Origin of the sequence: Pseudomonas sp. NPDC090208 (assembly GCF_044746785.1) — a bacterium.
Classification (GTDB): Bacteria; Pseudomonadota; Gammaproteobacteria; order Pseudomonadales; family Pseudomonadaceae; genus Aquipseudomonas.
Genome location: NZ_JBIVCU010000004.1, coordinates 433860 through 448314 on the forward strand (window position 1 = coordinate 433860; position 14455 = coordinate 448314).

Sequence of the window (14455 nt, forward strand, 5' to 3'; positions counted from 1 at the left end):
CGTTGGGCACTTAACCGAAGAAGCGCTGGCCGTTCTTGGCCATTTCGCGCAGCTTGGCAGTGGGGTGGTACAAAGCGCCCAGATCAGCGTACTGGTCAGCCAGGGCAACGAATTCAGCAACCCCGATGGAGTCGATGTAGCGCAGCGCGCCGCCACGGAACGGAGGGAAACCGATGCCGTAGATCAGGCCCATGTCGGCTTCGGCGGCAGTGTCGACGATGCCGTCTTCTAGGCAACGCACGGTTTCCAGGCACAGCGGGATCATCATCCAGTTGATGATGTCCTCGTCGGTGACTTCACGCTGCTCGTAGACGACCGGCTTGAGCACTTCCAGCACGGAAGCATCGACGACCTTCTTCGGCTTACCCTTCTTGTCGGTCTCGTAGGCGTAGAAGCCCTTGCCGTTCTTCTGGCCCAGACGGTTGGCGTCGTACAGCGCGTCTACCGCGGAGCGACGGTCGTCTTTCATGCGATCCGGGAAGCCTTCAGCCATCACGTCACGGCCATGGTGACCGGTGTCGATGCCGACCACGTCCATCAGGTAGGCCGGACCCATTGGCCAGCCGAATTTTTCCATGACCTTGTCGATGCGTACGAAGTCCACACCGGCGCTGACCAGCTTGGCGAAACCGCCGAAGTACGGGAACAGGATGCGGTTGACCAGGAAGCCCGGGCAGTCGTTGACCACGATCGGGTTCTTGCCCATTTTCTTGGCGTAGGCGACGGTGGTGGCGACTGCCACTTCGCTGGACTTCTCGCCACGGATGACTTCCACCAGCGGCATCATGTGCACCGGGTTGAAGAAGTGCATGCCGACGAAGTTTTCCGGACGCTTGAGCGCCTTGGCCAACAGGCTGATGGAAATGGTCGAGGTGTTGGAAGCGAGAATGGTGTCTTCACCCACCTGCCCTTCTACCTCGGCCAGCACCGCTTGCTTGACTTTCGGGTTCTCGACGACGGCTTCGACGACCAGGTCGACGTGGCCGAAATCGCCGTAGGACAAGGTCGGACGAATCGCATTCAGCGCTTCGGCCATTTTCGCGGCGGTCAGGCGTCCTTTCTCGACGCGCTTGTCCAGCAGCTTCGACGCTTCGTTCAGACCCAGTTGAATGGCTTCTTCACGAATGTCCTTCATCAGGATCGGCGTGCCTTTGACCGCCGACTGATAGGCGATGCCGCCACCCATGATGCCGGCGCCGAGTACGGCGGCCTGCTTCACGTCGCGAGCGACTTCGTCGTAGATCTTGGCTTTCTTTTTCAGTTCCTGATCGTTCAGGAACAGACCGATCAGACTCTCGGCAGCCGAGGTCTTGGCCATCTTCACGAAACCGGCGGCTTCGACTTCCAGCGCCTTGTCACGACCGAAGTTGGCGGCTTTCTGGATGGTCTTGATCGCTTCGACCGGGGCCGGGTAGTTCGGGCCAGCCTGGCCTGCAACAAAGCCCTTGGCGGTCTCGAAGGCCATCATCTGCTCGATGGCATTCAGCTTGAGCTTGTCGAGCTTCGGCTGACGCTTGGCCTTGAAGTCGAACTCGCCGGAGATGGCGCGCTTGATCAGATCCAGTGCGGCTTCCTGCAGCTTCTCAGGCACAACCACGGCATCGACGGCGCCCACTTTCAGAGCGTCTTCGGCACGATTGTCCTTGCCCGAAGCGATCCACTCGACGGCGTTATCTACGCCGATCAGGCGTGGCAGACGAACCGTACCGCCAAAACCCGGGTAGATGCCGAGCTTGACTTCCGGCAGACCGATCTTGGCGGTGGCGGACATGACCCGGAAGTCAGCAGCCAGGCACATTTCCAGACCGCCACCCAGGGCGATGCCGTTGATGGCGACCAGGGTCGGCACGTTGAGGTCTTCGAAGTCACTGAAGATCTTGTTGGCTTCGAGGTTACCGGCCACCAGTTCGGCGTCGGGCAGCTTGAAGTTGTCGACGAATTCGGTGATGTCGGCGCCGACGATGAAAACGTCCTTGCCGCTGGTGACGATGACGCCCTTGACCGAGCTGTCGGCCTTGAGGGTGTCGACAGCCTCGCGCAATTCATTGAGGGTGAGGCGGTTGAATTTGTTGACGGACTCACCCTTGAGGTCGAACTTCAGTTCGACGATGCCACTTTCAAGAGCCTTAACCGTGATGGCTTTACCTTCGTAAATCATCAACTGATCTCCACGATATGGAAGCTGAACAATACGCGTCAGACGCTGAAATCCGGCGAAGAACACGACGTTTCCGTCGATGCGACCACCAAACGCCAGGCACCCCGTCGACACGATTCGGGCGTCTGTAAGAGCATTCCTACGACAAACGCTCAATTCATACGCCCGTTTGATTTGGGTGCGCCTACCTTCTGCCATATTCCAGCAATTGTCAATTCGCCAGGCAGCAGGCAAAACCGGCAAATCGCAGGTAAAAGACACTTCTGATAAGCGGCCATTCAGTCCGGTGATCGCGTTGAAGGCACGGCCACCGTGACTAAACGCCGGAAACGACAGTTGGCCTGAAAATAATGAAAATAAATGGGATCCAGCGCAGACAAATGCACCAAGAACGTCTACATTCAGCGCACTGCGCATCAAGACGGGTCGTTTTCTGCAGAACGAATGAAACGAATCCGGGCGCGTCTTGCGATATTGCACCGCAAGTTCCCACGAATTATCGGCCTGCCTGGCCAACCCCGGCCCGATGTTGCTATCGGGCTTTTTAATGCCTGCGATTCAGCCGTGGCAGCTTCAACGCATCAGGAAACGGCCCTCAGGCCAGCGCCTTGAGCACTGCCGCAATGCGCTGCAACACTTCATTTTCGCCACGCTCAGCCCAGTACAGTGCGATCAACTGACGCCCCGCCTCAACCTTGTAGACGTCCGCCGGCAAGGTGCGGAATTGTTCGAGCAGGCGCGCGTCTTCACAGGGCTCGCGCCACTGATTGACCCACAACCCGGGCGCCTGCTGCCAGTACACCCAACTGTCGGGCTCGCGCCCCCGCCGTGGCCGATGGTATTGCGCGCACGGGCTTGGCGGCTCCTTCTCCAGCCAGTGCGGCCACTCCTGCGGCATCAACTGCATGGCCAGCCCCATGCGCCGCGCCTCCATGCGCAGGGCCATTCTGCCGCTTTGAGTACGGGACGGGCGCAACCAGACCAGAGGGCTCAGTACAACCGCAACGATTGACAGCACTATCCACACCGTCATATGTCTATGCCCCTGCCGCAGGTGCGGTCGACAAAACGGAACGGCGTGCCATGAGGCGCGTGAAAAGAGCCATAATCAAAACCATCGCAGACCTCAGAAGGAACATCCCATGTCCTATGAACATATTCTGGTAGCCGTGGACCTCACTGAAGAGTGCGATCCGGTCATCAAACGCGCCATGAAGCTGGCCCTGGCCAGTAATGCCAAGCTGTCGCTGGTGCATATCGTCGAACCCATGGCGATGGCATTCGGCGGCGATGTCCCGATGGACCTCTCGCAGCTGCAACAGCAACAGTTCGATCAGGCCAAGGAGAAGCTGGAGGCCCTGAAAAACAAATACCCGGAAGTGAAAACCGGCGACAGCCACCTGACCTACGGGCAGCCGCGCCAGGAAATCCATCAGTTGGCCAAGGAACACCATGTCGATCTGATCGTGGTCGGCAGCCATGGCCGTCACGGCCTGTCACTGCTGCTGGGTTCGACCGCCAATGACGTGCTGCATGGCGCGCCATGCGACGTGCTGGCGGTGCGCCTGATCAAGCGTACGGAATAACCCTCATTCCTGTAGCCGTCCGGCTTGCTGGCGTCAGCGACCTTTCCGACGCCAACGCTGGCAAGCCAGGCTGCTACAGCGTTCTATTCCAACTTCCGTAGCAGTCCGGCTTGTCGGCGGCAGCAATCTCCAGGCTGACGCGATCAGTCGTCCAACTCGGCCCAACGCTCCAGCAACGCGTCCAGCTGACCCTGCAGGCTTTCCAGTTGCGCCAGTACGGCGGTGGTCTGTTCGACCGGACGCTGATAGAAGCCCGGCGCCGCCATTTCTTCGTTCACCGCAGCGATCTGCCCTTCGACTTCATCGATCTGCCCCGGCAACGCTTCCAGCTCGCGCTGCAGCTTGTAGCTGAGCTTTTTCTTTGCCACCGGAATGTCGGCAGCCGCTACCGGCTCGGGAGCGACAGGCGCCACCACGGCGGTGTTGAGTTCGGCTTTGCCGGACTTGCTGTCGGTCACCCCGAGCAGACGCGGCGAACCACCCTGACGCAGCCAGTCCTGATAGCCGCCGACGTACTCGCGTACCTTGCCCTCGCCTTCGAACACCAGGGTGCTGGTGACCACGTTGTCGAGGAATGCCCGGTCGTGGCTGACCATCAGCACGGTGCCCTTGAAGTTCGACAGCACCTCTTCCAGCAATTCGAGGGTTTCCACGTCCAGATCGTTGGTCGGTTCGTCGAGGACCAGCAGGTTGGCCGGCTTGCTGAACAGTTTGGCCAGCAACAGACGGGCACGCTCACCACCGGACAATGCCTTGACCGGCGTACGAGCGCGCTGCGGGCTGAACAGGAAATCGCCCAGGTAGCTCAGCACGTGACGGTTTTGTCCGTCGATCTCGATGAAGTCGCGACCTTCGGAAATGTTGTCGATCACGGTCTTTTCCAGATCCAGTTGATGACGCAACTGGTCGAAATAGGCGACTTCCAGGTTGGTGCCGACTTCCACGGTGCCCGCCGTCGGGGTGAGGTTGTCCAGCATCAGCTTGAGCAAGGTGGTCTTGCCGGTACCGTTGGCGCCGAGCAGACCGATGCGGTCCTCGCGCTGCAGGACCATAGAGAAGTCCTTGATCAGCGTCGGGCCGCCCGGATGCGCGAAGCTCACGTTTTCCAGGACCATGACCTGCTTGCCGGACTTCTCGGCGGAGTCCAGCTGAATGTTCGCCTTGCCGGTGCGCTCGCGGCGCTGGCTACGCTCCACGCGCAGGGCCTTGAGCGCGCGCACGCGGCCTTCGTTACGGGTACGACGGGCCTTGATGCCCTGACGAATCCACACCTCTTCCTGGGCCAGACGCTTGTCGAACAGCGCGTTGGCGGTTTCTTCCGCCGCCAGCATGGCTTCCTTGTGCACCAGGAAACTGGCGTAGTCGCCGTTCCAGTCGATCAGGCCGCCGCGGTCCAGTTCGAGGATGCGGGTAGCAAGGTTCTGCAGGAAGGAACGGTCGTGGGTGATGAACAACACTGCGCCCTGAAACTCTTTAAGCGCTTCTTCCAGCCAGGCAATCGCACCGATATCCAGGTGGTTGGTCGGCTCGTCGAGCAGCAGCAGATCCGGCTCGGCCACCAACGCCTGAGCCAGCAGCACGCGGCGACGCCAGCCACCCGAGAGCTCGGCGAGGGTCTTGTCGGCCGGCAGTTGCAGGCGGCTGAGGGTGCTGTCCACCAGTTGCTGCAGACGCCAGCCGTCACGGGCTTCGAGGTCCGACTGCACATGCATCAGCTTGTCGAGGTCTTCGGCGGTGACGATGTTCTGGCTCAGGTGGTGATATTCGGCGAGCAATGCACCGACACCTTCCAGGCCTTCGGCGACCACGTCGAACACGGTGCGGCCATCGGCTACCGGCAATTCCTGCGGCAGTTCGCCGATCTTCAGCCCCGGCGAACGCCAGATGCTGCCGTCATCGGGCAACTGCACGCCCTTGACCAGTTTCAACATGCTGGACTTGCCAGTGCCGTTGCGACCGATGATGCAGACCCGCTCGCCACGGGCGATCTGCCAGGACACCTTGTCCAACAACGGCATGGCGCCGAACGCAAGGGACACATCGCTGAATTTGAGCAGGGTCATGAGCTTCTCCAAAAACCGGGCGCGCATTCTACCCGAGATACCCGCCCGGTGGGGCGACTCAATGACAGACAGCCATTTGCAATGAGCTATTGTTTCCATTCATGACGGCCCATAAGGCAGCGCTTCAAGGAACGCTGGCAAAAGGCTAAGCTAACGGCATTTTTTCACGGTCTCTCTGCACGGAAGTCTCATGCGCAGTCGTTTGTTACGCCTTTTGTCCTGCCTGCTTCTGTCGGCCACCGCAACCCAGTCCGCCCATGCGGTCGATCTCACCACGCAACGCCAATACTACGATCAGGCCAAGCGCGCCCTCGCCAAGGGCGACTCCGGCCCCTACCGGATGTACGCCTCGGCGCTGAACGATTATCCGCTTGAACCCTATCTGGCCTACGACGAACTGACCGCCCGCCTGAATACCGCGAGCAATCAGGAAGTCGAGAAGTTTCTGGCCGATCACGGCGACCTGCCCCAGGCCAACTACATGAAGCTGCGCTGGCTGCGCATGCTGGCTTCCCGTGGCGACTGGCAGCCCTTTGTCCAGTATTACGATCCGAAGCTCAACTTCACCGAACTCGACTGCCTGTACGGCCAGTACCAGCTGAGCCACAACCTGCGTCCCGAAGGCTACGCCAACGCCGACAAGCTGTGGATGACCGGCAAGACCCTGCCGGCGGCCTGCGACACCTTCTTCACCCAATGGGCGGTCGAAGGCCAACTGACCGAGCAAAAACGCTGGCAACGCGCCAAACTGGCCGCTCAGGCGCGCAACTACGCGCTGGCCAATCAACTGGTCAACAGCATGACCACACTGGCGCCTCAAGGCCGCTTGCTGATCGCGGTCGCGCAAAAGCCGGAAATGGTCAACAACCCGGCGCAGTTCATGCCGGCGGACGAGGCCATGTCCGACGTAGTCGGCCTGGGCTTGCGTCGTCTGGCCAAGCAGGACCCGCAGCGCGCCATGGAGCTGCTGGACAGCTATTCGCCGACCCTGCGCTTCTCCCATGAAGAACAGGTGCAGATCGCCAAGGAAATCGGCCTGACCCTGGCGCGCAGCTACGACGGCCGCGCACTGGAAGTGATGACCAAGTACGACCCGGACCTGCGTGACAACACCGTGACCGAGTGGCGCCTGCGCCTGCTGCTGCGCCTGGGCCGCTGGCAAGACGCCTACGACCTGACCCGGCGCCTGCCGCAGGATCTGGCCACCACCAACCGCTGGCGCTACTGGCAGGCCCGCGCACTGGAACTGGCGCAGCCGAACAACCCGCAACTGCCGACGCTGTACAGGACGGTGTCGAAAGAGCGCGACTTCTACGGCTTCCTCGCTGCCGATCGCACGCAGACGCCTTATCAGTTGAACAACAAGCCACTGATGCTCAGCCAGGCGACCATCAACAAGGTCCGCAACACGCCGGGCGTGCGCCGTGCGCTGGAGTTCTACGATCGCGGCCAGGTGGTCGACGGGCGCCGCGAGTGGTACCACGTCACCCGCCGCTTCAACCGTGACGAGATGGTGGCCCAGGCCAAGCTGGCCTACGACATGCGCTGGTATTTCCCGGCCATCCGCACCATCAGCCAGGCGCAATACTGGGACGATCTGGACATTCGCTTCCCGATGGCGCACCGCGACACGCTGGTGCGCGAGGCACAGGTTCGTGGCCTGCACTCCAGCTGGGTGTTCGCCATTACCCGTCAGGAAAGCGCATTCATGGACGACGCCCGCTCCAGCGTCGGCGCCAGTGGCCTGATGCAGCTGATGCCGGGCACGGCCAAGGAGACGGCGCGCAAGTTCAGCATTCCGTTCGCCTCGCCTGCGCAGATCCTCGACCCGGACAAGAACATTCAGTTGGGTGCTGCCTATCTGAGCCAGGTTCACGCCCAGTTCAACGGCAACCGGGTGCTGGCCTCGGCAGCCTACAACGCAGGCCCGGGACGCGTGCGTCAGTGGCTCAAGGGCGCCAACCACCTCGCGTTCGATGTCTGGGTGGAAAGCATCCCGTTCGACGAGACCCGTCAGTACGTGCAGAACGTGCTGTCGTATGCGGTGATCTACGGACAGAAACTCAATGCACCGCAGCCGCTGGTTGACTGGCATGAGCGGTTTTTTGATGACTTGTGATGCCTGCGTGATCCAGCACTGAGGCAAACTTTGTGGGAGGGAGCCCTGCTCGCGAATGGGCCAGTTCAGTCAATGCATCATTGCCTGATCCATCACTTTCGCGAGCAGGGCTCCCTCCCACAGAATCAAAAGCCTTTGCCGCGTTTGGCAGAAACGCTTGAAACGCCCTACTCCAGCACCTCAACCTCCATCCCTACCTTCACCACGCCGGCGCCGTCGTTGACCATGTTCTGCCCGAACCACACTTCGCCTTCGCGCTCGCGGTAGCCCTTGAGCGTGGCCAGCGGTTCGCGGTCTGCATTGCGCTCGCCGGTGGCAGGATCGATGGTGGTGAGGATGCAGCGCGAGCAGCCCTTGAGTACGCGGAAATGCATGTCGCCAATGCGAATGCGCTTCCAGCCGTCTTCGGCGAATGCCTCGGCGCCCTCGATCACCAGATTGGGACGAAAACGCAGCATTTCCTGCGGCCGACCGACCTTGTCCGAGAGATCATCCAGCGATGACTGGCCGATCAGCAGCAGCGGGAAACCGTCGGCGAAACCGACCTTGTCGTCGACCGTGCCGTAGCCTGACGGCAGCCAGCGGGCGCGTTCCTTGGGAATGTGCACCATGCGCGTCGGCTTGCCGATGAAGTCGCTGACCCAGCGGGCCGCCTCATCGCCGGCATCCGGCACACGCAAGGTGTCGCGCCACACGGTCACGCCGCGCAGGTTGTCTTCGATGTTTTCCGGAAGCGCGACATCCAGCGCGGCAACGCCCGGCGCCGACAGCGTCACGCCACCCATGGCGTTCCACAGCACCGACAATTGCGACATGTGCGGCAAGGCACGCTGGGTGAAGAAGCGACCGTTGCTTTCATCGACCAGCATCCAGCGTCGGTCGCCGCTCAGCCCCAACTCGTCGAAGCTGGCCTGTTGCAGCACTTCGGCCTTGCAGGATTTGAGGGGATAGCGATACAGCGCGCTGAGGTGCAGCATGGACGCGTCCTTATGACAATGCGGAAAGGCCACACTTTATACGAGCCTTCGCCACAAGGAGCAGTACAGATACAAAAAAGCCCCTCCATACAGCAAGGGGCGTGAAACCTTTGCCGATCAGTGTTCGAGCAGCAGACGCTCGCGCACCACGTCGACCAGCTTGTCCGGCTGGAACTTGGAGAGGAAGTTGTCGCAACCGACCTTCTTCACCATGGACTCGTTGAAACTGCCCGACAACGACGTGTGCAGCACCACGTACAGCCCCCGCAGGCGTGGGTCGTGGCGGATTTCGGTGGTCAGACGATAGCCGTCCATTTCCGGCATTTCCGCATCAGTGAACACCATCAGCAGCTTGTCAGTGACGACTTCGCCACTATCGGCCCATTGCTTGAGCATGTTCAGCGCTTTCAGCCCGTCACTGGCCACATGAATTTTCACCCCGAGCTGGGACAGCGTGTCACGCAACTGCGCAATGGCCACGCTGGAATCATCCACCAGCAGGACTTCACGGCCACGCGCGCGCTCCAGCACGGGGTCCTCCAGCTTGTCGCGGGACACCCTGGCGTTGTACGGAACGATCTCGGCGAGGACTTTCTCCACGTCGATGATTTCCACCAGTTGATCGTCAACCTTGCTGATCGCCGTCAGGTAGTGCTGGCGCCCTGCGCTGCCCGGCGGGGGCAGGATCGCCTCCCAGTTCATGTTGACGATGCGGTCGACACCGCCCACCAGAAACGCCTGCACCGAGCGGTTGTATTCAGTGACGATGATCGTGCTCGAAGGCCCCGGCACCAGCGGACGCATGCCGATGGCCTGGGACAGGTCGATCACCGGCAGCGTCTGCCCGCGCAGATTGACCACGCCACAGACAAACGGGTGCCGTTGCGGCATCAGGGTCAACTTGGGCAACTGCAGCACTTCCTGCACCTTGAACACGTTGATGGCGAACAATTGCCGACCCGCCAGGCGAAACATGAGAATTTCCAGGCGGTTCTCACCCACCAGCTGCGTACGTTGGTCTACTGTGTCGAGAATGCCGGCCATCTATTGCTCCTGGAGCAGGGTTCTAATAATTGCGCTGTCCTGTTATCGGCAGCTTCGGTGCGGACCTTAATCGCGATGAATTGCCGCAGGACATAATTGATATCACATTAACATCATGCTTTACTCACGGATATCCCGTATGGCTTAAAGCATTGCCAGACAATGACTTTTGCCGAAAGGACGAGCCGTGCTCATACATTCCCCTAGGGGGATTCCTCAACCACAATCAGGGCAAACCTGATATTCGCGGTTTCTAATAGCCATTATTGTGACGCCCTTCTCATTGAATGAATGGAGTCAGGTACGTGGCTGTGCTCGTGGAAACCCTCGATCCCCTCGTCAAGCCAGTGATGGCAGGCCGCCGCGCCCGCCACTGGATTCAGGGCCAAGGCATTCGCGCGCGCGCCAATACCCTGCCGTTTCAAAACAATTCACAACATTCAGAAACGCCCTACAGACTTTCATTTGCCATCGACATTAACTTTGGGCCACTCGCCCCTAGCGGCCAAAGGCTGCTGTCCATGAAGAGTGGAGATTTCACATGCTGAACGGCAATGAATGGCATCAACTGCACGGTGATTTTCTTGATGAAAGCCAGGTCCTCATGGGCCGCGCGGACGAATGCCTGCACCATCTCGAACTGATCGGCGACGACCGGGACGCCATCGAGTGCCTGCTCAACACCCTGCAGCAGCTGGCCGGCAAGGCCGACGTGGCGCAGATCTCGGCCATTGCCGGATTCGCCCGGCAACTGCGTTACCTGCTGTATTTCGCCAGCGCTGCCGGGCGTCTGCAGCCCAAGGCACTGTTATCGCTGCGGCAATGCCTGTCGCTGCTGTCCTGGCAGGTCGAACTGATCGACCCGGAAACCGGCCTCCTGCCGCTGGACGACAGCGAACAGCATGAGTTGCTGGAGCAGTTCGGTTGCTGCTGCGGCATCGGCAAGCTGGACAACAGCCATGCTGTCACCGTGGAATGGCCCCTCCCGCTGGCCGTCGCGCATGTCGAGTCGCTGCCGGTCGAACGCGCCGACCTTCCTGCCTCTCTCTGACCCGTCCAGACCCGCACTGCCTTGCCTCTCCGCAGTCAGGGCAACATGCCTGAAAACGACACTTTCCCCTGCGATGACTTGATCCTGATCAAACGCGACATGCTCGCCACTTCCAGTTGCATTCGAACTTGCCAGACGGCACCCTGAAGTTTGAAAGCAGGCCATTTAATAGCACATAGCGTTTGCACACCCCGGAATCAGTACCATCGTTCCAGGTAATTCCTGACTAACTGGACAACCCGGTTTTCTCGTCATGTTTGCACTTAACGCTTAATAACCGACGTATTTAAGGTAAGATCGGCGCCCCGCGAATCAGTCGGGAAGTTCTTGAAGCAATTAACGTATTTGCAAATCGACCTCGGGGTTTTGCACACATATAGACGGTGAGCATCTCCGTGTCGCCCGGTTGGCCTGTTTGAGTGGCCTGACATGCAGGTGTCGGGCATCCGCAACATTTATCCGATGGCTTCATTCGCTATGCATGGCAGCAACAAGACCTTCAAGTTACGGCCTATGAGCAGGAACAAGGCGTTTCGGTGGGTGGCGATATTATGTCTGGCGACAACGGCGTCTTGTTCCGTTGCTTACTTTATCGACGGTGGCGTGCCGGCAGGTTTCCTCCTGCTTAACGTCATGGCGTTCCTGTGCCTGTGCGTCAGCCTCATTCGCCCCAGCCGGACCATCCAGTTCCAGCCCCAGGAGCTGGCAGACCACATGCTGCAGGTTCAGGAAACCGAGCGTCATCGCCTCAGCCGCGAACTGCACGACGATATCGGCCAGATGCTCACCGCCGCCAAGCTGCAGAGCGACTGGCTGCAGCGCCGCGCGCCCGAGGAGCTGCATGCGCACTGCGCGATGCTCAACAACATCCTCGATGAAACCCTGGCGAAGGTCCGCGACGTGTCGGCGATTCTCAACCCCAGACAACTGGCAAGCCTGGGCCTGGAAGCCAGCCTGCGCGCGCACCTGTTACGCACGCTGGCCGATACCCCGGTGCTCTGGAGCCTGGAATGCCAGCAGCGTCTGGCCGGAATCCCCGAGGAGATGGCCGTCGCCGCGTTCCGCATCACCCAGGAAGCAGTCACCAACATGCTGCGCCACGCGCAGGCGAAAAACCTGCTGGTGCGCCTGCAACGCCGTCCTGAAGGGCTGGCACTGAGCATCTCCGATGATGGCGTGGGCTTCGTGCCCGCCCCCGATCCCGGCAAGCAGGGTCAGCGCGGCATGGCCGGCATGACCGAGCGCGCCAGCCTGTTGGGGGGCAGCCTGACCGTCGACAGCCAGCCCGGCAACGGCACCCATATTCACGCCCTGTTTCCTTGGGCACCCCGCGCCCGCGAACGCGCCGAGATAAGTAAACGTCCATGACCTGCAACCTTCTTCTGGTCGATGACCATGCCCTGATCCGTGCCGGTGTTCGCGCACTGGTGTCCGAAATTCCCGGTTACCGGGTCATCGGTGAAGCCGCCGATGGCGAACAACTGCTGGAAATGACCCTGGAGCTCAAGCCGGACATCATCCTGCTCGACATTTCCATGAAGGACAGCAACGGCCTGGATGCGCTGGAGCGCCTGCACCGCACGTTGCCGCAGAGCAAGGTGCTGATCCTGTCGATGCACACCGATCCGCAGATGATCATGCGTGCGCTGGAAGGTGGTGCCCACGGTTACCTGCTCAAGGACGCCACCGCCACTGAAATCGAACAGGCACTGGAAGCCTTGCGCAACGATGAGCGCTATCTGAGCCCGGCCATCGCCCACACCGTGATCAACCAGGCGCTGGTCAGCGCGCAGGCGAACAAGGTCGAACCGGTGGAAAACCACAACCTGACCGCTCGCCAGCTGGAGATTCTGCGCCTGATCGTGCGCGGCAAATCGACCCGGGAAATCGCCAACGGTCTGAACCTGAGCATCAAGACCGTGGAAACCCACCGCTCGCAGATCATGAAACGCCTGCAGATCTACGACGTGGCGGGATTGGTGCTGTTCTGCGTGCGCGAACAGATCATCAGCCTGGATGATTGAACGCCAAGCCCGTAGCAGCATGGCTTGCCAGCGGTGCCCCCTCCTGAGATCGCTGCCGCCGGCAAGCCGGACTGCTACGAAAGACGTTTGGCCTGCCCCAGCAACGGCGAATGCGCCGGCAGGTGAATGCGCAACGCTGCCGGGCGCGCTTCGAAACGCAGTTGTTCACCCTGCAACGGCTCGCCATCCAGGTTGATATCCAGCCCCTGCACCGACTTCAGTTCGACCCACGGCAAGCGTGCGCGCACGAACAGATTGTCGATGCCCAGCCCGCCTTCGAGCAGGCGCTTGAGCGTGCCGACCACCTCCTGCGGCGCCGGCAGAATGCTGATGTCCAGCAATCCGTCGTCGGCCAGCGCATCGGGACATAACGGATGCCCGCCGCCCGCCTGCCGGCCATTGCCGATCCCCAAGGCAAGCAGATCGCCCTTCCAGTGAAAGTCCGGGCCGTGCAACTCACCATAGGCAGCCTTCAACTCACTGAAACGCGACAGACCGGTGAACAGATAGGCTGCGCCGCCCAGCACCTTTTTCAGATCCTCCGAAGTATTGGCCGTGACCTGGCTGCCGAAACCGCCCGTTGCCATGTTGAGGAACAATTGGCCGTCAACCTCCCCCATGTCCACCGGACGCGCCGGCACATCGAGCAAATCCAGCGCCCGCCCGATCTCCAGCGGCACGCCGGCCGACCGGGCAAAGTCGTTGGCGGTGCCCAACGGCAGAATGGTCAGGCTGGCATCGCTGTCCGCCAGAGCGAGGGCTTCGGCGATATCCCGCAGGGTGCCATCGCCGCCACCGGCAATGATCTGTCGATGCCCCGCTGCCAGTGCTTCGTTCACCAGACGCTGAGCATCGCCGGCCTCCCAGGTCAGTCGCACGTCCAGTTCCCAGCCGTGCCGACGTTTGCGCTCCACCTCGCTGCGCACCTCTTCATTGAGAGCCTGCTTGCCGTGAAGAATCAAAAGTGCCCTGCGCTGCGTCATAGCCTTCCCTCTGTCCTGTGATTGCGTGCTGATGTTGACCGCAGCGCTGACAAAAATAGCCCGGCCTGCTGGTTTTTTTGCTTTCTCAGCCATTTCCACCGGCCTCAGGTAGGCAAGATGACATCAGTTGTTACATGGGCTTTACTGAATTCATCCCCCGCGTTTGAGGGAAATCCTGTGCATGCCCTGAAGCAGCGCCGACCGTTTGGCAGCGAACAGGATTTTTTCTCATTGATGGGATTGTAATGCGGGCGAAGCAGGTGCTTAATCGACAAAATATTGGCTAGAACTGAAATATTTACAAAAATAGTCATTGTTTTGACTATTTTGAGATTGAGCACCGGAGGCCAGGCCAAGGCCAGACCGGATTCATGGAACGAAATGCGAGGACGTTTTATGCGACTGCAGTCAGTCGACAGTCTTTTGCCAATCGAAAAACGGCTCGGGTCC

General features: G+C 60.4%; 12 protein-coding genes. 6 read left to right on the forward strand and 6 right to left on the reverse strand.

Translation table 11 applies throughout. The annotated features are described in order from the left end of the window. Nucleotides 1–10 precede the first annotated feature (10 nt). A complete protein-coding gene (gene fadB / locus ACIPL0_RS10305; protein ID WP_400599791.1) occupies nucleotides 11–2158 on the reverse strand; it encodes a fatty acid oxidation complex subunit alpha FadB in 2148 nt (715 codons plus the stop codon). A 595-nt stretch (nucleotides 2159–2753) separates the two neighbouring features. After that, the gene (locus ACIPL0_RS10310) at nucleotides 2754–3191 is read right to left on the reverse strand and encodes a hypothetical protein (RefSeq protein WP_400599790.1); all 438 of its coding nucleotides are present in this window, start codon (nucleotides 3189–3191) and stop codon (nucleotides 2754–2756) included. A gap of 109 nt (nucleotides 3192–3300) precedes the next feature. Here ACIPL0_RS10310 and ACIPL0_RS10315 point away from each other — a divergent pair, with 109 nt between their 5' ends. Then, nucleotides 3301–3744, forward strand: coding sequence for a universal stress protein (locus ACIPL0_RS10315; protein WP_400599789.1), 444 nt, complete (start codon nucleotides 3301–3303; stop codon nucleotides 3742–3744). A gap of 143 nt (nucleotides 3745–3887) precedes the next feature. Here the strand turns inward: ACIPL0_RS10315 and ACIPL0_RS10320 are convergent, their stop codons facing one another. Then, nucleotides 3888–5807 carry an ATP-binding cassette domain-containing protein gene (locus tag ACIPL0_RS10320; RefSeq protein ID WP_400599788.1) on the reverse strand — a complete coding sequence of 640 codons (1920 nt, stop codon included), beginning with the start codon at nucleotides 5805–5807 and terminating at the stop codon, nucleotides 3888–3890. 190 nt (nucleotides 5808–5997) lie between these two features. Between ACIPL0_RS10320 and ACIPL0_RS10325 the strand changes: the two genes are divergently transcribed. Further along, entirely contained in the window at nucleotides 5998–7926 is a 1929-nt protein-coding gene (locus ACIPL0_RS10325; protein ID WP_400731525.1) for a transglycosylase SLT domain-containing protein, read from the forward strand. 167 nt (nucleotides 7927–8093) lie between these two features. Here ACIPL0_RS10325 and ACIPL0_RS10330 read toward each other — a convergent pair whose 3' ends face one another. Together ACIPL0_RS10330 and ACIPL0_RS10335 are read right to left on the reverse strand one after the other, a co-directional pair. Continuing rightward, nucleotides 8094–8903: an MOSC domain-containing protein gene (locus ACIPL0_RS10330; protein WP_400599786.1), complete on the reverse strand. Its 810-nt coding sequence runs from the start codon at nucleotides 8901–8903 to the stop codon at nucleotides 8094–8096. Between the two features lie 117 nt (nucleotides 8904–9020). Continuing rightward, nucleotides 9021–9947, reverse strand: coding sequence for a chemotaxis protein CheV (locus ACIPL0_RS10335; protein WP_400599785.1), 927 nt, complete (start codon nucleotides 9945–9947; stop codon nucleotides 9021–9023). Between the two features lie 305 nt (nucleotides 9948–10252). Between ACIPL0_RS10335 and ACIPL0_RS10340 the strand changes: the two genes are divergently transcribed. From ACIPL0_RS10340 to ACIPL0_RS10355, 4 genes are all read left to right on the forward strand, one after another. After that, nucleotides 10253–10495: a hypothetical protein gene (locus tag ACIPL0_RS10340; protein ID WP_400599784.1), complete on the forward strand. Its 243-nt coding sequence runs from the start codon at nucleotides 10253–10255 to the stop codon at nucleotides 10493–10495. Continuing rightward, nucleotides 10489–10998 (forward strand): hypothetical protein, encoded by a 510-nt coding sequence (locus ACIPL0_RS10345; protein ID WP_400599783.1) that lies wholly within the window; start codon nucleotides 10489–10491, stop codon nucleotides 10996–10998. The genes ACIPL0_RS10340 and ACIPL0_RS10345 overlap by 7 nt, the downstream gene beginning before the upstream one ends. A gap of 477 nt (nucleotides 10999–11475) precedes the next feature. Beyond that, nucleotides 11476–12366 carry a sensor histidine kinase gene (locus tag ACIPL0_RS10350; RefSeq protein ID WP_400599982.1) on the forward strand — a complete coding sequence of 297 codons (891 nt, stop codon included), beginning with the start codon at nucleotides 11476–11478 and terminating at the stop codon, nucleotides 12364–12366. Continuing rightward, on the forward strand, nucleotides 12363–13022 hold the full coding sequence (locus ACIPL0_RS10355; RefSeq protein WP_400599782.1) for a response regulator: 660 nt from the start codon (nucleotides 12363–12365) through the stop codon (nucleotides 13020–13022). The genes ACIPL0_RS10350 and ACIPL0_RS10355 overlap by 4 nt, the downstream gene beginning before the upstream one ends. A gap of 74 nt (nucleotides 13023–13096) precedes the next feature. On the opposite strand, the gene yegS is transcribed toward ACIPL0_RS10355, so the two are convergent. After that, the gene (yegS, locus tag ACIPL0_RS10360) at nucleotides 13097–14005 is read right to left on the reverse strand and encodes a lipid kinase YegS (RefSeq protein WP_400599781.1); all 909 of its coding nucleotides are present in this window, start codon (nucleotides 14003–14005) and stop codon (nucleotides 13097–13099) included. Nucleotides 14006–14455 lie beyond the last annotated feature (450 nt).